This window comes from Shewanella algidipiscicola (assembly GCF_900380485.1).
Classification (GTDB): domain Bacteria; phylum Pseudomonadota; class Gammaproteobacteria; order Enterobacterales; family Shewanellaceae; genus Shewanella; species Shewanella algidipiscicola.
In genome coordinates this window covers 731,956-753,850 of record NZ_OXJV01000001.1, presented here as the reverse complement: position 1 = coordinate 753,850, position 21,895 = coordinate 731,956, and the positions used below count along the sequence as shown (strand labels likewise).

Sequence of the window (21,895 nt, the reverse complement as noted above, 5' to 3'; positions counted from 1 at the left end):
TGCCCGCGTAATTAAAAGCCTTCCGCTCCTGCTAGCCCCTAGTCATATGAACGTCTTCTAAGGTAAGCTTGTCGTCTAATTTAAGTAGATATTGTCGGTAAGGTGTAATGAGTCAAGTATTAGATGATCTGTTATCGCTGTTGTCGCTTGAGCAGATAGAGGTTGGCCTTTATCGAGGCCAGAGCCAAGATTTAGGCTTCGGTCACGTATTTGGTGGGCAAGTGATGGGCCAAGCCTTAAGCGCGGCGGCGCAAACCGTTGACCCTTTAAGGCAAGTTCATTCATTTCACTCCTATTTCTTACGCGCCGGCGATGAAAAACTGCCAATAGTGTACGATGTCGAAGTGGTTCGTGACGGTGGCAGCTTTAGTGCGCGAAAAGTGAAAGCTATTCAAAAAGGGCGGCCGATTTTTTACATGACCTGTTCGTTTCAAGCGCATGAGCAAGGTTTTGAACACCAAAGCCAGATGCCAGATGTGCCCGGACCTGAAGGATTAATGAACCAACAAGAACTGGCGATGACACTGCGCGATAAAGTGCCAGCCCATGTGCTTGAAAAGTTTATGGCTGACTCCCCGCTAGAGATGCGTTTAGTGAACCCCAGCAGCCCGGTAGCGCCAGCGGCATCAGATCCTAAGCGGTATGTATGGATCCGCGCCAACGGTAGTGTGCCCAATGATCTGTCGGTGCATGAATATCTGCTGGCCTATGCGTCGGATTTTAATTTTTTAGTGACCGCAGCCCAGCCCCATGGAGTGTCATTTTTAACTCCGGGCATGCGTATGGCCACGATAGATCATGCCATGTGGTTTCACCGTCCTTTAGATCTAAGTCAGTGGTTGCTTTACAGCATAGATAGTCCAAATGCGTCGGGCGGTCGAGGGTTTGTCAGAGGGGAGTTTTACAGTGAAGATGGCACCTTAGTGGCATCTGCCACACAAGAAGGTTTAATTCGTTTAACGCAGTGATGAGTTTGGTGAGGTTAAACCGTGGCGAACAACCTAAGTGCGGCTTGGGGCTTAAGGTATTTTTTATGATGAGTTAATGGGATGCACATAATGAAAGTTAAAGTAAAAGGGTTTATTACGCTGTTTTGTTTATTGTTGCTTAGCGCTTGCGTCACCGTTGAGCCCGAGCCGCCAGTGATCGTTAATGGAGCGGCAGGCTATTTAGAGCGCATAGCCTTACCTCAAGGCAGTGCTATTACCATTGCTGTTATCGATCTTGATACACCTGGAGTTATTGTGGCTCAGAAATCGTTTAATATTGCTAAGGTGCCTGTACCATTTAAATTCACCTTTGCCGCAGAGACTATCGACAGCAGCATTAATTATGGGGTGGTTGCGATGATCCGCTATAACGGTATGGTTATTTTTCAAACGTACGATAAATTCCCTGTTATCAATAATGATAAATACACCACTGAGGTGATTATGAAGCCAGTGCCAGCTCGTTAAACCTGCAGTTGTTTTGTCTGAAATAAGGAGCTACGGCTCCTTTTTTTATACCTAAAGTTTGCGCTCAATAAATTAGACTGGCCGAGTGCCCAATCTTTAACAAATCACTTAGCTGTTCCTCTGAGCATTTGGGGTAATTTGATATGTGTTTTTTTACTATCGGATACGACCCAATTGGCAACACGAAATGTTAACGCTAAGTTGCTTTCATCCTGTTGGGTTAAGCCCATTTTTTATTTCATTTTGAGGTGAGGCATATTCTGTCGTTTGATCTAGGTCACTCTTTTTAAAGGGGTATTTTCAATGTTTGTTCCGTGGGTGTGACCAGTGTCACTAATATGCGTTCGTGATTGTAGTGGGTTTTGTTTTATTGATATGGATCAATATGCAGCAAGGTTGCAGCTGGCAGGATGGCGGCAAATGTAAGCAAATTGCTAATAACAATCTCAATACACAATTGTATTAATGGAGTAGTATGATGAAAAAATCTCTTGTTTCAGGTCTTGTCGCTGCCACCCTACTCGCTGGCGGATTTAGCGCTGCGGTTTCTGCTCACCAAGCTGGTGATATTATTGTGCGTGCAGGTGCCGTTGTGGTCGCACCAAATGAATCTAGCCAAGATGTCGCAGGTTTTGGTGAATTTAAAGTCGATAATGATACTCAGTTGGGGCTTAACTTTGGGTATATGCTGACCGATAATATTGGGGTTGAGTTGTTAGCGGCAACACCTTTTAGTCACGACATTTCATTAGACGGCGTTGGTAAGATTGCCGAAACTAAGCACCTTCCGCCAACCTTAGTCGCACAGTACTATTTTGGTTCGGCTCAATCTAAACTTCGTCCATATATTGGTGCCGGTGTTAATTTTACCAATTTCTTCGACAATGACTTTACCAATGATCTGAACGGCGCGTTGTCTGATCTCAGTCTAAGTAATTCATGGGGCTTAGCGGCTCAGGTTGGTCTTGATTATCAAGTGAATAAGAACTGGCTGGTGAACGCCTCTGTTTGGTATGCACAAATCAGCACTGATGTTAAATTCAATCTTGGTGATACACCTGTGATGATTGAAACCGATATCGATCCATGGGTTTATATGGTTAGTGTGGGTTACACTTTCTAAGCGCCATTAATATTGGTGTATCTTAGTTAGCGAAAAGGCAGCCAAGTGGCTGCCTTTTTCGTATCTTAAGTCGCTAAGTTATGCCATCAAGGTCACAACACCATAGCGGCAATCCAACCGAAGATCAGCAACGGAATATTATAGTGGATGAAGGTTGGGATCACGCTGTCGCGAATATGGTCGTGTTGACCGTCTGCATTAAGACCCGCAGTGGGGCCTAGGGTTGAGTCTGAGGCTGGTGAACCCGCATCGCCCAATGCTGCCGCTGTGCCGACTAGTGCAATCGTTGCGGCAACAGAAAAGCCAAAACTCATGGCCAGAGGCACGTAAATCGTGGCGATAATGGGGATGGTTGAAAATGATGAGCCGATGCCCATAGTGATCAATAAGCCAACCACTAACATCAAGAACGCCGCTAACGCCTTATTATCGCCAATCAAGTAAGAGAGTGATTCTACTAAGGTACTGACATCACCAGTCTCTTTGACCACTGCAGCGAACCCAGCAGCCGATATCATGATAAAGCCTATATTAGCCATCATGCGCACGCCTTGATTAAAGATATCTTGGTCGGCAACATGCTTAAGCGCCCCTGAAAAACTGAAGATGATAAAGCCAATCAGAGCGCCAAAAATCATTGAGCCAGTATAGAGTTGCACCAATAGTGTGGCCAATATGGCGCTAAGGGCAATTAGAATATTGCGGCGATTAATGCTGGCTTCGGGTTCGTTAACTAACGCTGTTGCTTGTTGATATTCACGAGGCTTACGGTAGCTAATGAATGTGGCGACTAATAGGCCGACAATCATCCCAAGCGCGGGTATCAACATAGCCGTTGGGATCTGTTCGCGCACGGCATCAAGATTATTGCTATTAAGGTTAGAGAGCAAAATATCGTTGAGGAAGATGCCGCCAAAGCCAATGGGTAAGATCATGTAAGTGGTGACCAAACCAAAGGTGAGTACACACGCCACTAAACGGCGATCTAGACGTAATTTAGACATGACGTGTAGTAATGGCGGGATCAATATGGGAATAAAGGCGATATGGATAGGCAAAATATTTTGCGAAGAAACGGCCATTGCCAGTAGGGCAAGCAACAGTAACCAACGCACGCGATCGATGTTACGACTATTTTGCTCTTTACCCAGCTGGGCTATCACTTTTGTTGAAATTAACGTCGTTAGACCCGAGTGAGAAAGGGCAACGGCAAATGCGCCTAATAAGGCATAGCTGAGAGCGATTTGAGCACCACCACCGAGTCCGGTATTAAATGCATCGACCGTATGCTGTAAATCCATGCCACCCACTAAGCCTGCTACGAGCGCACTGATGGTGAGCGCGATAACGACGTGAACTCTTGCCAGGCTGAGCCCCAGCATCAAGCAAACTGCAATAACAACTGCATTCATAAATTTTTCTGGCTTATTGTGGTTTGAGAGGGGGCTATTTTCGACCGCAAGCGTGCTATTTGTCCAGCCGATCGGCATTTTATCTGTAAAAAAAGCACAGATGTAACGTAACTGTATCTAGCTTTACTGCATAAGTGTGAACCCTTGGTGGACACTGGTGTTGGGCTCGAACAGTTATTGGGCAACTAAAATCAAATTGTTCAAAAAAAGTGACAATGATCCCAAATAGCTTGTGTCCCGCTGTCGACTGCCTATAATGCTTTTTAGTTCATAGTTATAAAGCTTTTTTCAATCCATAGATGGAGATATAAAATGAGTGTATTAGTAGGCCGTCCGGCTCCTGATTTTACTGCTGCAGCGGTTCTTGGTAATGGCGAAATCGTAGATAGCTTTAACCTAAGCGAAGCGATCAAAGGTAAGACAGCTGTAGTATTCTTCTACCCACTTGATTTCACTTTCGTTTGCCCATCTGAACTGATCGCTTTCGATCATCGTATGGATGAGTTCAAGAAGCGTGGCGTAGAAGTTATCGGTGTTTCTATCGATTCTCAGTTTACTCACAACGCATGGCGCAACACTCCAGTAGATAAAGGTGGTATTGGCCAAGTTCAATACACTCTAGTTGCTGACGTTAAGCACGAAATCTGTAAAGCATATGATGTTGAGCATCCAGAAGCCGGTGTTGCTTTCCGTGGTTCTTTCTTGATCGACAAAGAAGGCCAAGTTCGTCATCAAGTGGTTAACGATCTTCCGCTTGGTCGTAACGTAGACGAAATGATCCGTATGGTTGACGCGCTACAATTCCATGAAGAACATGGTGATGTTTGTCCTGCGGGCTGGGAAAAAGGCGACAAAGGTATGGACGCAAGCCCTGAAGGCGTTGCTTCTTACCTGACCGACAACGCTGACTCGCTATAATCTTAAGATAATAGCTTGTTACTGAAAAAGCCGCGTTCATCGCGGCTTTTGTGTATTTGTTATACCAATGATGCACGTTGATGTGGGTGAGGAGAAAACCGTAAGGTTAGTTGGTATGACGCAGTATCAAAACATATTCAAGGAGTGATAAATGGATCCGATGGAGTTTGATATCCCTGAAAAGGATAAACTTCCCTTTAGTCAGTACTACAAGCGCAATATTGCCCCCAAATGCGCGGCCTATGAAAAGAAGCGCATAGCGGCTGTCAAGCAATACAACGAGCGAGCAAAAATCGCTAAACCCTTAGGCAAATTAGTCATGCCTATGTTTCTCGCCGGATTTGGTGCGATGTTTTATAGCTTAGCAGTGCTCGATGACAGCCAACTTTTTACCATAAGTTTCATTTCTACCATAGTGCTATTGTTAATCATCGCTAGTGTTTTCTATTGGGCCTATGGCGAAGCAACTAAGTTAAGCAGGGATATTTTTGCCAAACTTTACCCCATACTCATTCGTTATTTTGGTAAGGAATTTAAACTCAATCCGCCAAATTTGCCAGAGCTAGACACTTACAAAGATTACGGCATCTTACCTAAATATGATCGCGGCTATTTTCAAGACTCCTTCAAAGGAAAGTATCAAGGCATTAACTTTCTGTTGCGCGAGGTTGGGTTAGATATCAAGGATGGTACTAATAGTGACAATCAAACCCGATATAAAAATATTTTCACAGGTATATTGATTGAATTTGATATCTCTAAACGTTTTTCTGGCATTACCCTGGTTAGCAAAGACAGAGGTATGTTAGGTAATAAACTGGGCGCATTTAAAAGTGATTTATCGCGAGTTAGGCTCGAGGATGTGCGCTTTGAACGAGAGTTTGAAGTTTATAGTAGCGACCAGATAGAAGCACGTTACTTACTTAATACAGCGACTATGGAGCGGTTACTTTCAATAGGACGGTTTTATAATTCTGAACTGGAAGCTTGCTTTAAAGATGGTAAGCTATTGATTAAAATAGCGAGTACACATAATTATTTTCAATCTAATTTAGATGTTAAACAAGAACTAAGTTTTCAAGATGATATTGAACAACTGTTTAAAGAGTTGGGAGAAGTGTTCGCATTGATTGAGACGTTAAAGTTAGATCAACGAATAGGCCTCTAGAATGCCGCTTTAACGGATTAATTACGAAGAGGGGGATACTTGTACAATAATGTTGTATCCCCTCGCGATAACGTTATCATTGGCGTGTTATCGGTTAACAGGATTGGCTGAATTAACCTATTTTGACGCTGTTGAATCTACTTGTATTTCATTTGTTTTATCAATGGATTGCCCATTGGTGTTTTCTGTAGCGCTAAGGGGCCAGCCGCCTAATGCTTTCCATTTATTGACTATATGGCAAAAAAGCTCAGCAGTACGCTCAGTGTCATACAATGCTGAATGCGCTTCTTTATTATCAAAATCAATCCCAGCGATAACACAAGCCCTAGCGAGGACGGTATGCCCAAGTGCAAGACCTGACAGCGCTGCGGTATCAAAGGTAGCAAAGGGATGAAACGGTGTGCGTTTCAATCCATTACGTTCAATCGCCTTAGTCACAAAGCCATGATCAAAGGCGGCATTGTGAGCGACTATGATGCTACGGTGGCAGCCGGATGCTTTTTGTGCTTTCTTTACCTCTTTAAATATTTCTAAAAAGGCTTCTTTTTCGGATACTGCACCGCGCAATGGGTTAGATGGATCAATACCGTTAAATGCCAAAGCTTCAGGTTCAAGATTGGCGCCTTCAAATGGCTCAATATGATAATGCAAAGTTTTATCTAGCATTAACTCACCCTGCTCATCCATTTTTAGCATAGTAACTGCAATTTCAAGCAACGCATCGGTCTGGGCATTAAACCCAGCTGTTTCTACATCGATAACCACAGGGAAATACCCCCGAAAACGGTGGTTGAGTTTATTAGCGTCGCACATATCGCTCATCAAATTATCCAAATAATTAATCAGTGGCTATTATGAAGTATCTGGCCAGAGCTTGTCATGTTTGATCGGTCAATATATAAGCTAAAGGAATGGCGAAAGACGCCGATAGTCTTAAGTAACGCAATAAATGAGAGTGATTGTCTATGTTTGCTAGGGTGCTGTTGATTTTTACATTATGGTTGAGCTTGGGGATGTCGCTGACAGCTCATGGTGAGTTGCGCCATTATGTGGCATCTCTGGAGCAGTCACAGTGGCGAATCAGCGACAATACACCAATAGTCTGTCGACTCGAACATGACATCCCTTCATACGGTAAGGCGGTATTTACGAGCTATGCAGGTAAACATCATGATTTGAATTTCACACTGGATATGTGGGTTAAACCTGATGAGGTCACGCACGCAACACTGATGAGTATGGCGCCTTCATGGCGCCCTGGGGTGTTGTCGAAACCGATAACCGATCTCACCTATCAAAAGTACTTTAGCGGTGAAGTGCCTAAACATGCGGCTTGGTCGATGTTGAATGAATTAGAGCGCGGCATGCAGCCCACATTTTATTATGCCGATTGGTATAATCGTTCCAGTAAAGTGGCTGTCGGGCTTTCAGCAGCCAATTTTGCACGTAAATATACCGATTTTCGCGCATGTTTAGCCAATCTATTACCTTACAGTTTTGAAGATATCGCTTTCACTGTATTAACCTATGAGTTTGGTGGTAATGAGTTAACTAGGTACTCTAAGGCGCAAATTGCTAAAGTGCAGCAATATCTGTCTTATGATCCTGATGTAGAGTTAGTGCTTATCGATGCCTATACCGATAGCTATGGCGGCCGATCTATCAATGCTAAGGTATCAGAAACACGGGCCAATTCAGTTAAAGATCTGTTTCTATCGGCAGGTATACCACAAGATCGTATTTATACCGAAGGCCATGGTGAGCGTCGTCATGTGGCATCTAATGACACTATTGAAGAACGTGCGCGTAACCGCAGGGTAGTGATAAGGTTGAGTAAGCCACTATAGATCTAGCGGCTGAAATTCAGATAAACCCAGCTAATGCTGGGTTTTTTATTGCCACAAATTTGTGCTGTATTATTACAGGCAAAAATATAGGTAAAAAAAAGCCCACTTAATATACTTAAGTGGGCCGCAAATAATAAATTGCAATCAACAAATTGAAGGAAGGAAGTCAAGCATAAGAACCAGGGAAAAACTCACGTGAATCACCACACAAGTTTAGAGTTCTTGTTTTCAAATCTACATGGGGTAGACACTTCCTGAAAACGAGGCGAATTATAGGATTAGCCTTTCAAAGCAGCAAGCGAGAAAAATTGCTAGTTTAAATTAGTATTTCTAATGCTTAACCTGGGGTAGTTTTTGCTGAATGCACCAATCTTGTTAGTATTCGATTGATTAAGCATAATCAGTGCATATTTTTACGTTTTACAGAGCTTATCCATGTTAGTTTTTTATTAACAATCCGCAGTAATAGCATTGTTGTTGATTGTCTTAATATTATTGCACTGTGTAATTTTACTTGTATAGTACGTGGTTATGAGCTTTTGCTCACAATTTTCATGATAAATAATAACTAGATATCCAGGATGGCAACAGATGAGTCTTAAAACGATTTTATCAAAACAACACCTTTTGATAGCGGGGTTTGGGCTGATGCTCAGCGGCTGTCAGTATAATGCATCTCAAACTGATGACACGCTAACGACGGCTTCGCCTCAAGGCGTGGTCGAGACCCTTCATGGCGTTCAAGTGGCCGATCCCTATCGTTATCTTGAAGAAGACACTGAAGCAACCCAAGCCTGGGTTAAACAGCAGCAGCAGGCCGGTCATGATTATCTGGCTCAACTCGAAAATAAACAGGCTATTGTCGAGCGTATTACTGAGCTGTGGAATTATGAAAAAGTGACCGCTCCATCTGAGCATGGCGATTACACCTTCTATTATCGCAACGATGGCCTACAGGCGCAGTCGGTGTTGTATGTTAAAGATAAACAAGGCCAAGAAAAGGTTGCCCTCGATCCTAATGGCTTTTCAACCGATGGTACCGTGGCATTAAGTGGTGTGTCTGTTAGTGGTGATGGTAAAACGATTGCCTATGGAGTGTCCAAATCAGGTTCGGACTGGCAACAGTGGCAATTTATTGATGTCATTAGTGGTAAAAAATTAGTTGATGAGCTCAATTGGATTAAATTTTCTAGTGCACAATGGAGTAAAGATAACCAAGGAGTGTACTACTCTCGCTATGATGCACCAGCGGGTGGTAACTTACTTGCCGATGTCAATTTTAACCAAAAAGTCTATTACCACAAACTGGGTACAGATCAATCTCAAGATGTGTTGATTTATGAGCGCCCACAGAATAAAGATTGGGGCTTTGGTGCCGAAGTCTCAGAGCAGGGCGATTATCTGTTGATCTCTATCTCTCAGGGTACCGACAGTCGTAATCGTTTCTTCTATAAGTCGTTAACCGAACAAAATGCCCCAGTGGTTGAATTAATTGTTGAGCTTGAAGCCGAATACAGCTTTTTGGGTAATGATAAATCAGTCTTTTATTTTAAGACCGATTTAGATGCGCCAAATGGCAAAGTGATTGCGATTGATGTTAATCGCCCAGCTAAAACCCATTGGAAGACGGTGATTGCTGAATCAAGCGATCCTATCGCGAGCGTGGCCATTATTAATGACCACTTGGTTGTCAGTTACCTGCATGACGTATTAGGTCAGCTATCTATTTTCAGCATGGATGGCGTTAAACGCCAAGATGTAGATTTACCTGGTAAAGGTAAAATTGCCGGCCCTTATGGTAAGCGTAGCAAAGACTATTTCTATTACACTTTTAATAGTTATGTGCAGCCACAGACTACTTATAAGTTTGATTTTAAAACGGGTCAATCTAGTCTGTACGCTAAACCCAAAGTCTCATTCAATCCTAATGACTATGTGTCAGAGCAAGTGTTTTACAACAGTAAAGATGGCACCCGTGTTCCTATGATGGTCTCTTATAAGAAGGGATTAACACTTGATGGTAATAACCCAACCTTATTGTATGCCTATGGTGGATTTTCCATTTCGTTAACCCCGCGCTTTAGTCCAGCCAATATTGCGTGGATGGATATGGGCGGTATATATGCTGTGCCTAATCTTCGTGGTGGTGCCGAATACGGCGAAAGCTGGCATCAAGCGGGCATGTTTGATAAGAAACAAAATGTGTTTGATGATTATTATGCTGCAGCGCAGTACCTTATCGACAACCATTATACTAACAGCACTAAATTAGGTGCTTATGGTCGCAGTAACGGTGGTTTGTTGATGGGAGCTGTATTAACTCAACGCCCTGATCTGTTTGCCGCTGTGCTACCTGCAGTCGGTGTTTTAGATATGCTGAGATTCCACAAGTTTACTATTGGATGGGCGTGGACTAGTGAATATGGCTCTGCCGATGTAGCTGAGCAGTTCCCTGCGCTGCTTGCTTATTCGCCTTACCATAATATTACAGAGCGTGAATATCCGGCTACCATGGTAATGACAGCCGATCATGATGATCGCGTCGTACCACTGCATAGCTTCAAATTTGGTGCGCTGCTGCAAGATCGTCAAACTGGCGATGCGCCGATCATCATGCGTATCGAATCGAAAGCCGGTCACGGTGCAGGCAAGCCAACGGCAATGAAGATTGATGAATTTGCTGATATCTACAGTTTTCTATGGCACAGTTTTGGTTTAACCATACCCGCTAAGATTGGTGGTTAACCGACTAACCATTAACTCAGTATTAAAAGGGAAGTGAATAACTTCCCTTTTTTATTAACAAAATTTTATGAAGTAACTGCTCACAGTTCGTGCCTGAACCATTCACAATTGTCCACGCTGTAGGTATAGTAGGCCTCTATTTTAGCTAATGTTTGGCAATCATTGTTTATGTTTCGTTGGCCCATTTCTGTTTATTACGAAGATACCGATGCTGGGGGAGTGGTTTATCACTCAAACTACCTCAACTTTTTCGAGCGCGCTCGCACCGAGTGGCTTAAAAAAATTGGCGTGAAACAGACTCAATTACTCGCCGAAGATATTGCTTTTGTCGTTAAAAAGGCGGAATTAGACTTTAAGGTAGCCGCTCGTTTTGAGCAGGAACTGGTGGTCGAAACGGAAGTGATGGAATTGAAAAAGGCCTCTTTGCTATTTCGTCAACAACTGCTTGATGCATCAGGTAAGTTATACTGCGAAGGCCATATTCTGGTTGCCTGCATTGCCTTGTCACGTATGAGACCAAGAGCTATTCCGCATAACATTGTTCAGGAGTTTAAGAGTGGAAGCTGATATTTCCTTTATCGGGCTGTTTTTACAAGCCAGTTTATTAGTTAAGTTTGTCATGTTGACGCTGTTAGCGTTATCGGTGATTTCCTGGGCAGTGATTATTCAACGTCGGCGTTTACTGGCTTCGGCTAGGCAACACGCGCTTAAATTTGAAGATAAGTTTTGGTCTGGTGTCGATTTAAATAAACTCTATAAAGAGCTGTCTGCTCGCCAAGACAACAATAGCGGTTTAGAGGCGCTATTTTATAGTGGTTTTAAAGAGTATGCTCGGTTAAATAACCTTAATGGTAAAGTGCCCAGTGCTGTGATGGACGGCAGTTATCGTGCCATGCGTGTGGCATTGTCGCGCGAACTTGAAAAGCTAGAGACTCACTTACCCTTATTAGCCACCATAGGATCAACCAGTCCCTATATTGGTTTGTTTGGAACTGTATGGGGCATCATGAACTCCTTTATCGCTCTAGGCGCGGTTGAAAACGCGACGCTCGCAATGGTTGCGCCAGGGATTGCCGAGGCCTTGATTGCGACCGCAATGGGCCTGTTTGCCGCCATTCCTGCGGTTATTGCGTACAACCGTTTTTCGACTCAGGTGGATAAAATTGAGATGTCGTACGCTAACTTTATGGAAGAGTTTTCCAGTATTTTGCACCGTCAAGCTTATAGCGAGAAGGAAGAGATCTAATGCAACAAGGTTATCAGCGTAAACGACGCCGACCTGTCGCTGAGATCAACGTTGTCCCTTATATCGACGTGATGTTGGTCTTGTTGATTATTTTTATGGTCACGGCGCCGATTGTTACCCAAGGGGTTAAAGTTGACTTACCACAAGGGCAAGCCGAAACCTTGCCCGCAGACAGCAAGCCACCTGTGGTTGCATCTATTGACGCCAATGGCGATTACTACCTCGATGTGGGCAGTAGCAGCACCAAGGAAGTATTAGAGCTCGAAGAGGTAGCGACTCGGGTTGCTGCTATTATTTTGCTCGAACCTGAACGGCCTGTTGTGGTCAAAGCCGATAGGCATATTCCTTATGAAAAAGTGATTCAATTGATGGTGTCGTTGCAAAAAGCGGGTGTGCCATCAGTGGGTTTGATGACAGATTCGCCTGAGGAGTAGTGGGTGGCAGCTAAATCAGATTTTACTTTACCGCTTGTTATTTCCGCCAGTATCCACATTGGCGTGATCATCGTTGTGGCGATGGGCGTTGATTTTGATGAGAAACCTAAAGTTATGCCCCAGGCTAGCGCACCAGCCGTGCAAGCTGTGGTGGTTGATCAGCAAAAAGTGAACCAACAGGTGCAAAAAATCAAGGCAGAGCAGCAGGCTGCTGAGCGCAAAGAGAAGGCACGTCAAGATGAATTAGAGCGCCGCGCCAGAGAAGCGACCCAAGCGAGAGAGCGTGAGCAAGCCAAAATTAAGCAGCTAGAAAAAGAGCGCAAACAAAAAGAGATAGAAACTCAAAATGCAGCGGCAGCCGCAAAAGCGGCTAAGTTGAAAGAGCAGCAAGAAAAAGAGAAAGCTGCACAGGCTGAAGCGTTGCGTAAGCAAAAAGAAGATGAACGTAAGGCAGCAGAAGCCGCGGCAGCCAAGGCTGAGGCTAAGCGTAAACAGGAAGAGGCCGCAGCAAAGAAGGCGGCTGAGGAACGTAAACGTAAAGAGGAAGCCGAGCGTAAACGTAAAGCCGAAGAACAAGCACGTTTAGAGCAAGAGCGCATGATGGAAGAAGCCTTAGCGGCTGAGCAAGCGGCATTATCACAAACACGCAATAAGCAGGTGACAACCGAGGTACAACGATACACTTCGATGATCCGGGCGACCATTCAGCGCAACTTAGTGGTGGATGAGTCGATGCGTGGTAAAAGTTGCCGTATCTTTATTCGCTTAGCAAAAGATGGGTTTGTGACCGGTAATGAAATCTTATCGGGCGATCCTGTGGTTTGCCGTGCGACGAAAGCTGCCATTAATAAGGCGGGGCGCTTACCTGTATCGCCAGAGGCTGACGTGTATAACAAGTTAAAAGAGATTAATTTAACCGTTCAACCGGAATTTAATTAAAGGGGCTTCATGAAGATTTTGACAAAATGGCTTATTTTAGGGCTGCTGATCTGCACAGCACCTGTTAAGGCTGCACTGGATATAGTGATCACCGAAGGGGTTGATGCCGCGCGTCCTATCGCAGTGGTGCCGTTTGTTTGGCAAGGTACGACGCCTATGCCTTCACAAATATCGGATGTGGTGATGTCGGATCTGACTCGCAGTGGCACATTTAAACCTTTGGATGAACTTGGCCTACCTCAGCGTAACATCAGTACTGCGGCAAACTTTAATGCCAAGCTTTGGTCCAATGTTGGGGCAGAAGCCGTTGTGCTGGGCTCAGTAAAACCTTACGGGGCAGATCAATATTTAGTCAATTTCGAACTCATCGATCTGGTTAAAGCCCAAATGCAGTCAGGCGGCCCTTCATCGGCTGCCGACTATGTTATCGACAGCCGTGAAACCGTGATAAGTGCAGCCCAGTTTAGACAATATGGCCACCGTATTAGCGATATCGTCTATGAAAAGTTGACCGGGATCCGTGGAGCGTTTTTAACGCGTATTGCTTATGTTGTGGTCGACCATCAAGATAAATCGCCTTACAAGCTAATGATTGCCGATTATGATGGATACAATGAACAGATGTTACTGCGCTCACCAGAGCCATTAATGTCGCCTTCATGGTCTCCTGACGGGCGCAAGCTAGCTTATGTCAGTTTTGAAAATAAGAAAGCTGAAGTGTTTGTGCAAGACATTTATACTCAGTCACGCACTAAGGTGACGAGTTTCTCAGGAATTAATGGTGCACCTTCGTTTTCGCCCGACGGCAAAAAGTTAGCGCTTACCTTGTCAAAAGATGGTCAGCCTGAAATTTATGTGGTTGATATCGCGACTAAAGCGATTAAACGTATTACCAATCATTATGCTATTGATACTGAAGCGTCATGGACGCCAGATGGGCAATCGATAATTTTCACCTCTGAACGAGGTGGACGTCCACAGATCTATCAAGTGACACTGGCTTCGGGTAAAGTTTCAAGGTTAACTTTTGAAGGTGAATGGAATTTAGGTGGATCTATTTCTCCAGATGGTCGCAGCATGGTGTTTGTTAACCGTACTAATGGTAAGTTTAATATTGCTCGAATGGATTTAGAAACGCGCTTTATGCAAGTACTGACTTCAACGCGTTTAGATGAGTCACCCAGCGTTGCACCAAATGGCACTATGGTCATTTACGGTACAACCTATCAAGGACAACAAGTTTTAGCGGCGGTCTCTATGGATGGCCGGTTTAAGGCAAGACTGCCAGTCGGTCAAGGGGAAGTAAAATCTCCTGCTTGGTCACCTTTTTTATAATATCAATCTCGAAAAAAGATTAAGGATGTAAAATGAATTTTAATAAGCTTTTTAAGGCTATGTTGGTTGCAGTTCCCGTTATGGCAATGAGTGCATGTAGTACCACATCTGAATCAGAAACAGATGCAAGTAGCTCAATGGGCGGTAGTAATAACGGTAGCGAAATGACAGCCGGTGGTGTTGAAACCGGCGGTGTAGCACCCATTTTAACTCCTGAAGAGCAGCAACGTCTTAAGTATCAAGAGTTACGTAAAGAACACATCATCTATTTCGATTTTGATAGAAGCTCGGTTTCTTCAGAGTTTTCTGAGGTGCTTAATGCTCACGGCGAATACTTAGTTGAACATCCAAATGTGCGCGTTATGATTGAAGGTCATGCCGATGAGCGTGGTACGCCTGAGTATAATATCGCCCTAGGTGAGCGCCGGGCTAAAGCGGTTGCTAAATACTTACAAAGCATGGGTGTTTCACCAAGTCAAATGAGTATTGTGAGTTACGGTGAAGAGAAGCCACTTGATTTTTCTCGTACCGATGCTGGATTTGGCAAAAACCGTCGTGCGGTATTAGTTTACTAATAACTGATATTAACAGGGATACATATGAAACATGCCGTACTAACCGCGGCAATTCTGATGAGTGTTGGTGTGGCGGTTGCCGCACCAGCACCGGTTGAAGATATTGCTGGTGGTGCTTCTAATGATAGAGTGGCTCGTTTAGAGCGTATGCTCAAGGCAAAACAGGCTGCCGAGTTTGAAACGCAGCAACGACTCGATACCTTGCAACAAGAAGTATTAGATCTGCGCGGGTTGACTGAACAGCAAAGCTATCAGATAAATCAGATATTACAGCGTCAACGTCAGCTTTATGATGATATTGCAAAGCTCAGCAGTGCTAAATCGGTGGCAAATACGGCCACTCCTGTAGCCTCTGAAACCACATCATCATTAGGCGAAACGGCCAGTTATGAGCAAGCGGTTAATCTGGTGCTTAAACAGCGTCAATATGATGAAGCAATCCCTGCATTTAGAAATTTTATAAAACAGTATCCGAGCTCTACGTACGCGGCTAACGCGAACTATTGGCTCGGACAATTGTTATATAATAAAGGTGAATTTGCTGAGGCGACTCAAGCATTTGATACCGTAGTTAAACAGTTTAAAGATTCAAATAAGCGTGGTGACAGTCTGGTTAAGCTAGGGATGATTGCACAAAAGCAGTCTGACAATGCCACAGCCAAGCGTTACTATCAACAAGTGATCAACGAATACGCTAATAGTGCAGCTGCAAGAATCGCTACACAGCAGTTGGCGGGTATTTAATCTCTATTTAACTAAAAAACATACCCTTAGTTTGTTTTTCATGCAAACGAAAAGAAATGATAAATTTGCACTTGCATGAGAAGATGAAAAAGGTATTATAGGCGCCCTCAAAGCGGCATAGTCGCAAGGGCGCTAAATCAATAAGATTTAGCTGTAAAAAATGGGTCATTCGTTTAGTCGCTATGTTTATAGCAAAAGACAGTTGGCTGTTAACCATTGATGAGGGTTAATTTACATTATCATCACTCAGATGGGTCGTTAGCTCAGTCGGTAGAGCAGTTGGCTTTTAACCAATTGGTCGAAGGTTCGAATCCTTCACGACCCACCACTTTCTCTACAAGTGGCTAAACAAGTAGATACCAGATGGGTCGTTAGCTCAGTCGGTAGAGCAGTTGGCTTTTAACCAATTGGTCGAAGGTTCGAATCCTTCACGACCCACCACTTCTTACAGTGGCTAAACAGTGAGATGNAATAAAAGTNGTTAGCTCAGTCGATGCAGTTAATGCAAAGAGGCAGTTGGCTTTGCTTTTTACTCCACATTGGTCGAAGGTTCGAATCCTTCACGACCCACCACTTTCTCTACAAGTGGCTAAACAAGTAGGTCTATAAGATGGGTCGTTAGCTCAGTCGGTAGAGCAGTTGGCTTTTAACCAATTGGTCGAAGGTTCGAATCCTTCACGACCCACCACTTCTTACAGTGGCTAAACAGTGAGATGNAATAAAAGTNGTTAGCTCAGTCGATGCAGTTAATGNAAAGAGGCAGTTGGCTTTGCTTTTTACTCCACATTGGTCGAAGGTTCGAATCCTTCACGACCCATCACTTTCTCTACAAGTGGCTAAACAAGTAGGCCAATAAGATGGGCCGTTAGCTCAGTCACTATTTTAGAATAGAGTTTTAGAATAGAGATAGGGCAGTTGGCTGTTAACCATTGATGGCGGTTAATTTACATTATCATCACTCAGATGGGTCGTTAGCTCAGTCGGTAGAGCAGTTGGCTTTTAACCAATTGGTCGAAGGTTCGAATCCTTCACGACCCACCACTTTCTCTACAAGTAGCTTAACAGTGAGATGGAACAAAAGTGGTTAGCTCAGTCGATGCAGTTAATGCAAAGAGGCTGTTGGCTTTACTTATACTCCACATTGGTTGAAGGTTCGAATCCTTCACGACCCACCACTTTCTCTACAAGTAGCTAAATAGTGAGATTGAACAAAAGTTGTTAGCTCAGTCGATGCAGTTAATGCAAAGAGGCTGTTGGCTTTACTTTTTACTCCATATTGATCGACGGTTCGAATTCTTCACGACCCACTACTTTATCTGAAAATCAGTATTCCTTAGTTCCATATCATATCTATCTTCTAAATCAAGATCCTAAATCACTAGTGTTTTCTAAGCGCTATTCTTTAAGTTTATGTTTGCCTGTAACTTATTGAAATAATATACTATATTTTCAATTTTCATGTACCTGTGACAAATCCCGTCTACATATTTCGATAAAATACATTCATATCAATTCACCAATAGGCAATATAGTCATGTGTTTTTTGATGTCACTAGAACGACAATTTTTTAGCTTATGGTCTTTAAGGGCTGGCTTAAGCTTCTACGCAGGAATATGTTTGATTTTGATGGTGCATTTGTCGGTAGCTTAAAACCTGAATTAAATAAAAAGGAGGCCTAAGCCTCCTTTTTATTGCTTAATCGATAAAGGATTATCGATTAGCCATAGATAATTACAGTAAATTGTTCTCGCGCACGTACTGTTCAAATTCAGTGCAGCCGCCGATATGAACCTGATCAACAAAGATCTGCGGCACGGTTTCCACTGGTTTTCCAACGGTTTTTTCAAGATCGGCTTTGCTGATCCCTTCTGCATGAATATCTACATACTTGAATTTAAAATCATCACGAGCTTCAACAAGTTGCTCTGATAACTGAACGGCTCTAACGCAGTATGGACAGCCTGGACGGCCAAAAATTACAACAAACATATAAGCTCCTGAAAAAATAATTCGAGACTTTATACCATAGCTGCGAGTCGATTGCATATTCTGTGTCAGGCAAAGCGTTTTTCGGTGTGAAATCGTCCTTGATAGTCGAAAAATCGCTCCAGTAAGTCCCAGCCATTTTTGCCTTTTTTGAGCAGTAATAGATCTGGTGCTCTGAAGGTGTCTCTGGCAGCAATAACCTGCTCAATGGTGGTGAACTTAGGTGGCTTACAACCAGGAGTACGCGTATGTTGGTGCACAAATATGGCGTAAAAGGCCCTAATTTGTGCGGGAGTGTCGAACTTGAAATCGCAATTAAAGTCATTGCCGTCAATATCGAGGTAACGCACCCTGAGCTTATTGTTGTGCGACTCTAATAGCATCTCTTGGCAGCGAAACAGGTGGTGATGCTTTTGTTGTAACACCTCTTTTAAGCGTTTATCAGGATCCACTAGCATGTGATCGCAGTGTTGGCAGATTTTGGCTGCGATATCGTTCTCTTCGCCGCAGTTAGGACAAGATTTTGACCGAAAACGAAAATCACATTGCACCTTGCCTTGCTCAGTCTCGACTACGGCTTGGCATCGACGACCAAAATGCTCAACTAAATCACCATCATCGTCGACTAAGCCCCAGAAGATATTGGCAAAGTGGCACACAGGGCAATGTACTTGTACAGGGACGCTTTTGCTGTTGGGTTTGACTTGGCCAACCTCAGGAAAAAAGAGGTCGAAACCGTTAGCGGCATAGTCAATCACCAAGCAATCAGTTTTCCCCTCACAAATTCGCAGCCCACGCCCAACCATTTGCTGAAATAAGCTCACCGATGCGGTGGGTCGTAAAATGGCAATGAGATCAACATGGGGGGCGTCAAAGCCTGTGGTAAGCACCGCAACATTAACTAAGTATTTTAACTGCCGCAGTTTGAACTGCTCGATGATCCTATCGCGATCTTGTGCTGTTGTCGCTGCCGTGATGAGCCCCGCGGGTTCATCTGTTAATAATGTCATTATCTCCTCGGCATGCCTAATCGTTGCAGCGAAAATAATGGTGCCTTGCTTGTGTTGTGATAACTGCATTATCTGAGTCACGATAGCTTGAGTCGCTCGCCCTGATACATGGAGTAAGGCATTGACCTCTTTTTCACGGTACTCACCACTGTCGCTGGCTTGGAGCTCGCTAAAGTCATATTGAGCGGATAAACCATCAAACAGTTTTGGGGGGGTTAAAAACCCTTGTTTGATTAACGGCCGCATTGGCAGTTCAAAAATACACTGCTCAAAAGCGGGCTTATCATCATTTCCCATTTTACCGTGATAATGGTGACGATAGATCCAGCCAGAGTCGAGCCGATAGGGGGTCGCGGTTAGGCCTAACAGTTTCAATTGAGCATTTTGTGCTCTCAGGTGGGTTAGCAGCTGTTGATATTGGCTATCTTTATCGGCAGTAACACGGTGACATTCGTCGATGATCACCAGTGAATAGGGCTCATTAAACTGTGCCGGATTTTTTACGGCAGATTGAATACTGGCGACAACGGTCTTATTGGCCGTCGATTTTTGTTTTAATCCGGCCGAGTAGATGCTGGCCTCTTGGGTTAATAGGCCAACTTTCTCGGCATTTTGGGCCACTAACTCTTTAACATGGGTGAGGATAAGAACGCGCCCGCGAGCAATGCGCGCTAGCTCGGCTATTACAATACTCTTGCCAGCACCTGTGGGGAGGACTAATACCGCCGCGTCTTGGCTGCGCTTAAAATGGCTCACCGCGGCGTCGACGGCTTGCTGTTGATAATCTCGTAATTTCACGCTGTGCTTATGTCGCTATCGCTGAGGCTTCAAAGCCAACAGGATAGCAATGTGCCAAGGTTGAGTCGACCCGCGACGTTCTATAGCTGATAAAAAAAGCCCCTCAAGGAGGGGCTAGTTAGGTCAGTCATGACTTAGCGTGAAATGGGCCATAGCTGATAACTAAGCTATGGTTATTCACTGCGATTTAAGCGGCTTTCAATTAAGGTATCGATAACCGCAGGATCGGCCAAGGTGGATGAATCACCTAAATTAGTCACTTCGTTAGCCGCAATTTTACGTAAGAAGCGGCGCATGATCTTACCCGAACGTGTCTTAGGTAAGCCGTCAGCCCATTGAATTAAGTCTGGAGTGGCTAAGGCGCCAATCTCTTTACGAACCCACTGACGTAAGGCTTGGCGTAACTCTTCACTGGGCGCTGAGCCTTTAGTGAGTGTCACATAGGCATAAATCCCTTGGCCTTTAATGTCGTGTGGGTAACCCACCACTGCGGCCTCAGCGACTAACTCATGCGCCACGAGCGCGCTCTCCACTTCTGCAGTGCCCAAACGATGACCCGATACGTTGATCACATCATCGACACGCCCCGTTATCCAGTAGTAGCCATCTTCGTCACGACGGGCACCGTCACCGGTAAAATACATGCCGCGGAACGTTTTAAAATAGGTCAAGGCAAAGCGATCGTGGTCGCCATAGACAGTGCGCATCTGTCCTGGCCATGAGTCTAGTATCACTAAGTTACCTTCGGCAGCGCCGTCGATAATATTGCCCATGTTATCCACTAGCGCAGGCTGTACGCCGAAAAATGGTCGGGTTGCTGAACCTGGTTTAGTGTCGGTCGCGCCCGGCAGTGGGCTGATCAAGATGCCGCCGGTTTCGGTTTGCCACCAAGTGTCGACAATAGGGCAGCGCTCATGACCAATGACTTCATGGTACCAGCGCCATGCCTCTGGGTTAATCGGCTCACCCACAGATCCCATAATGCGCAATGAGCTGCCATCAAATGCGGCAAACTGCTCTTTACCTTCGGCCATCAAGGCACGAATGAGCGTCGGCGCAGTGTAAAGAATATTGACCTTATGGCGGTCAATCATCTCACCGAGTCGAGCTGGGCTTGGGTAGTTTGGTATCCCCTCATGAATAAGTACAGTAGCGCCGTTAGCTAACGGGCCGTAGACCATATAGGAGTGACCGGTGATCCAGCCCACATCCGCGGTACACCAATAGACTTCACCATCTTTATAGTCAAATACATACTCGTGTGTCATTGAAGCATATACCATGTAACCACCAGTGGTATGTAACACACCTTTTGGGTTACCAGTAGAGCCTGAGGTATAGAGTAAAAACAGGGGATCCTCAGCGCCCATCTCTTCAGGAAGGCAATGCTCAGACGCCGTTTCCATTACCGATTGCCACTTTATATCTCGGCCTTCCACCCAATTAATATCACTGCCAGTGCGCTCATAGACAATCACTTTTTCGACGCAGGTCACATCAGGATGAGACAGGGCTTCATCTATGTTGGCTTTAAGTGGAATGGCTCGTCCGCCGCGAAGTCCTTCATCGGCGGTGACAATCACTTTGGATTTACCGTCAATGACACGTGACGCGATTGAGTCGGGCGAGAAACCGCCAAATACCACAGAGTGCACCGCTCCGATGCGCGCACAGGCTAGCATGACGACAGCCGCTTCGGGCACCATAGGCATATAAACAGTGACCACATCGCCACGACGCACGCCTTGGCCGCGTAGTGCGTTAGCAAATTTACACACTTCTTTATGAAGTTCGCCATAAGTTAATTGGCGTTGCTCGGCGGCGTCATCGCCTTCCCAGATGATGGCCACTTTATCGGCATTTTGCGCTAGATGACGGTCAAGGCAGTTGGCTGATGCGTTAAGTGTGCCGTCATAAAACCAGTTAATTGACAGGTTATGATCGTCAAAAGAGGTTTTCTTAATTTTAGTGTATGGCTTTATCCAATCGATACGCTGACCATGCTCTCTCCAAAAACCTTCAGGATTAACTACTGATTCCTGATACATTTTTTTATATTGTTCTTCGTTAATGTTGGCGTGGTTAGCGATTTCGCTTGGAACTTTATAGAGAGACTGGTTGCTCATCTGACTTCCTTTAGTATCTTATTGTGCGTGG

The 21,895-nt window shown here is 44.5% G+C and carries 19 protein-coding genes and 4 tRNA genes; 18 read left to right on the top strand and 5 right to left on the bottom strand.

Translation table 11 applies throughout. The features are described 5' to 3' along the window. Nucleotides 1–107 precede the first annotated feature (107 nt). The 3 genes from tesB to ompW all read left to right on the top strand — a co-directional run bounded on the left by tesB (nt 108) and on the right by ompW (nt 2,580). The gene (gene tesB, locus DN599_RS03360; protein ID WP_110456219.1) at nt 108–968 is read left to right on the top strand and encodes an acyl-CoA thioesterase II; all 861 of its coding nucleotides are present in this window, start codon (nt 108–110) and stop codon (nt 966–968) included. A 90-nt stretch (nt 969–1,058) separates the two neighbouring features. After that, nucleotides 1,059–1,457: a YbaY family lipoprotein gene (locus DN599_RS03355; RefSeq protein WP_110456218.1), complete on the top strand. Its 399-nt coding sequence runs from the start codon at nt 1,059–1,061 to the stop codon at nt 1,455–1,457. Between the two features lie 475 nt (nt 1,458–1,932). Beyond that, nucleotides 1,933–2,580 carry an outer membrane protein OmpW gene (gene ompW / locus DN599_RS03350; RefSeq protein WP_162599140.1) on the top strand — a complete coding sequence of 216 codons (648 nt, stop codon included), beginning with the start codon at nt 1,933–1,935 and terminating at the stop codon, nt 2,578–2,580. A 92-nt stretch (nt 2,581–2,672) separates the two neighbouring features. Here ompW and DN599_RS03345 read toward each other — a convergent pair whose 3' ends face one another. Then, nucleotides 2,673–3,992, bottom strand: coding sequence for a Na+/H+ antiporter family protein (locus DN599_RS03345; protein WP_110456776.1), 1,320 nt, complete (start codon nt 3,990–3,992; stop codon nt 2,673–2,675). Between the two features lie 312 nt (nt 3,993–4,304). Between DN599_RS03345 and DN599_RS03340 the strand changes: the two genes are divergently transcribed. Both DN599_RS03340 and DN599_RS03335 read left to right on the top strand, forming a co-directional pair. Next, on the top strand, nt 4,305–4,910 hold the full coding sequence (locus tag DN599_RS03340) for a peroxiredoxin (RefSeq protein ID WP_110456216.1): 606 nt from the start codon (nt 4,305–4,307) through the stop codon (nt 4,908–4,910). Between the two features lie 151 nt (nt 4,911–5,061). After that, nucleotides 5,062–6,078, top strand: coding sequence for a DUF3137 domain-containing protein (locus DN599_RS03335; protein WP_110456215.1), 1,017 nt, complete (start codon nt 5,062–5,064; stop codon nt 6,076–6,078). Nucleotides 6,079–6,195: 117 nt separating this feature from the next. Here the strand turns inward: DN599_RS03335 and rnt are convergent, their stop codons facing one another. Beyond that, nucleotides 6,196–6,900, bottom strand: a complete 705-nt coding sequence (rnt, locus tag DN599_RS03330) for a ribonuclease T (protein ID WP_110456214.1) — start codon at nt 6,898–6,900, stop codon at nt 6,196–6,198. Nucleotides 6,901–7,091: 191 nt separating this feature from the next. Between rnt and DN599_RS03325 the strand changes: the two genes are divergently transcribed. The 13 genes from DN599_RS03325 (at nt 7,092) to DN599_RS03265 (ending at nt 16,984) form a co-directional block, all read left to right on the top strand. Continuing rightward, nucleotides 7,092–7,925 (top strand): flagellar protein MotY, encoded by an 834-nt coding sequence (locus tag DN599_RS03325; RefSeq protein WP_373317413.1) that lies wholly within the window; start codon nt 7,092–7,094, stop codon nt 7,923–7,925. A gap of 591 nt (nt 7,926–8,516) precedes the next feature. Beyond that, entirely contained in the window at nt 8,517–10,670 is a 2,154-nt protein-coding gene (locus DN599_RS03320) for a prolyl oligopeptidase family serine peptidase (RefSeq protein ID WP_110456212.1), read from the top strand. 168 nt (nt 10,671–10,838) lie between these two features. Beyond that, a complete protein-coding gene (ybgC, locus tag DN599_RS03315) occupies nt 10,839–11,237 on the top strand; it encodes a tol-pal system-associated acyl-CoA thioesterase (RefSeq protein ID WP_110456211.1) in 399 nt (132 codons plus the stop codon). Continuing rightward, nucleotides 11,227–11,916, top strand: a complete 690-nt coding sequence (gene tolQ / locus DN599_RS03310) for a protein TolQ (RefSeq protein WP_110456210.1) — start codon at nt 11,227–11,229, stop codon at nt 11,914–11,916. Before ybgC ends, tolQ begins: the two co-directional genes overlap by 11 nt. Beyond that, nucleotides 11,916–12,350 (top strand): protein TolR, encoded by a 435-nt coding sequence (gene tolR, locus DN599_RS03305; protein ID WP_110456209.1) that lies wholly within the window; start codon nt 11,916–11,918, stop codon nt 12,348–12,350. The genes tolQ and tolR overlap by 1 nt, the downstream gene beginning before the upstream one ends. A gap of 3 nt (nt 12,351–12,353) precedes the next feature. After that, nucleotides 12,354–13,289, top strand: coding sequence for a cell envelope integrity protein TolA (gene tolA / locus DN599_RS03300; protein WP_110456208.1), 936 nt, complete (start codon nt 12,354–12,356; stop codon nt 13,287–13,289). 9 nt (nt 13,290–13,298) lie between these two features. Further along, nucleotides 13,299–14,624: a Tol-Pal system beta propeller repeat protein TolB gene (gene tolB / locus DN599_RS03295; RefSeq protein WP_110456207.1), complete on the top strand. Its 1,326-nt coding sequence runs from the start codon at nt 13,299–13,301 to the stop codon at nt 14,622–14,624. A gap of 32 nt (nt 14,625–14,656) precedes the next feature. Next, nucleotides 14,657–15,199 carry a peptidoglycan-associated lipoprotein Pal gene (gene pal / locus DN599_RS03290; protein WP_110456206.1) on the top strand — a complete coding sequence of 181 codons (543 nt, stop codon included), beginning with the start codon at nt 14,657–14,659 and terminating at the stop codon, nt 15,197–15,199. A 24-nt stretch (nt 15,200–15,223) separates the two neighbouring features. Beyond that, nucleotides 15,224–15,943 (top strand): tol-pal system protein YbgF, encoded by a 720-nt coding sequence (ybgF, locus tag DN599_RS03285; RefSeq protein ID WP_110456205.1) that lies wholly within the window; start codon nt 15,224–15,226, stop codon nt 15,941–15,943. Between the two features lie 252 nt (nt 15,944–16,195). After that, nucleotides 16,196–16,271 (top strand) — tRNA-Lys (locus DN599_RS03280). 37 nt (nt 16,272–16,308) lie between these two features. Beyond that, nucleotides 16,309–16,384, top strand: a tRNA-Lys gene (locus tag DN599_RS03275). Nucleotides 16,385–16,555: 171 nt separating this feature from the next. Then, a tRNA-Lys gene (locus tag DN599_RS03270) sits at nt 16,556–16,631 on the top strand. 277 nt (nt 16,632–16,908) lie between these two features. Continuing rightward, nucleotides 16,909–16,984 (top strand) — tRNA-Lys (locus DN599_RS03265). Between the two features lie 691 nt (nt 16,985–17,675). Here the strand turns inward: DN599_RS03265 and DN599_RS03260 are convergent. The 3 genes from DN599_RS03260 to acs all read right to left on the bottom strand — a co-directional run bounded on the left by DN599_RS03260 (nt 17,676) and on the right by acs (nt 21,864). Continuing rightward, nucleotides 17,676–17,933 (bottom strand): GrxA family glutaredoxin, encoded by a 258-nt coding sequence (locus DN599_RS03260; RefSeq protein ID WP_110456204.1) that lies wholly within the window; start codon nt 17,931–17,933, stop codon nt 17,676–17,678. Between the two features lie 65 nt (nt 17,934–17,998). Further along, nucleotides 17,999–19,738: a DNA repair helicase RadD gene (gene radD, locus DN599_RS03255; RefSeq protein WP_110456203.1), complete on the bottom strand. Its 1,740-nt coding sequence runs from the start codon at nt 19,736–19,738 to the stop codon at nt 17,999–18,001. 173 nt (nt 19,739–19,911) lie between these two features. After that, entirely contained in the window at nt 19,912–21,864 is a 1,953-nt protein-coding gene (acs, locus tag DN599_RS03250) for an acetate--CoA ligase (protein ID WP_110456202.1), read from the bottom strand. Nucleotides 21,865–21,895 lie beyond the last annotated feature (31 nt).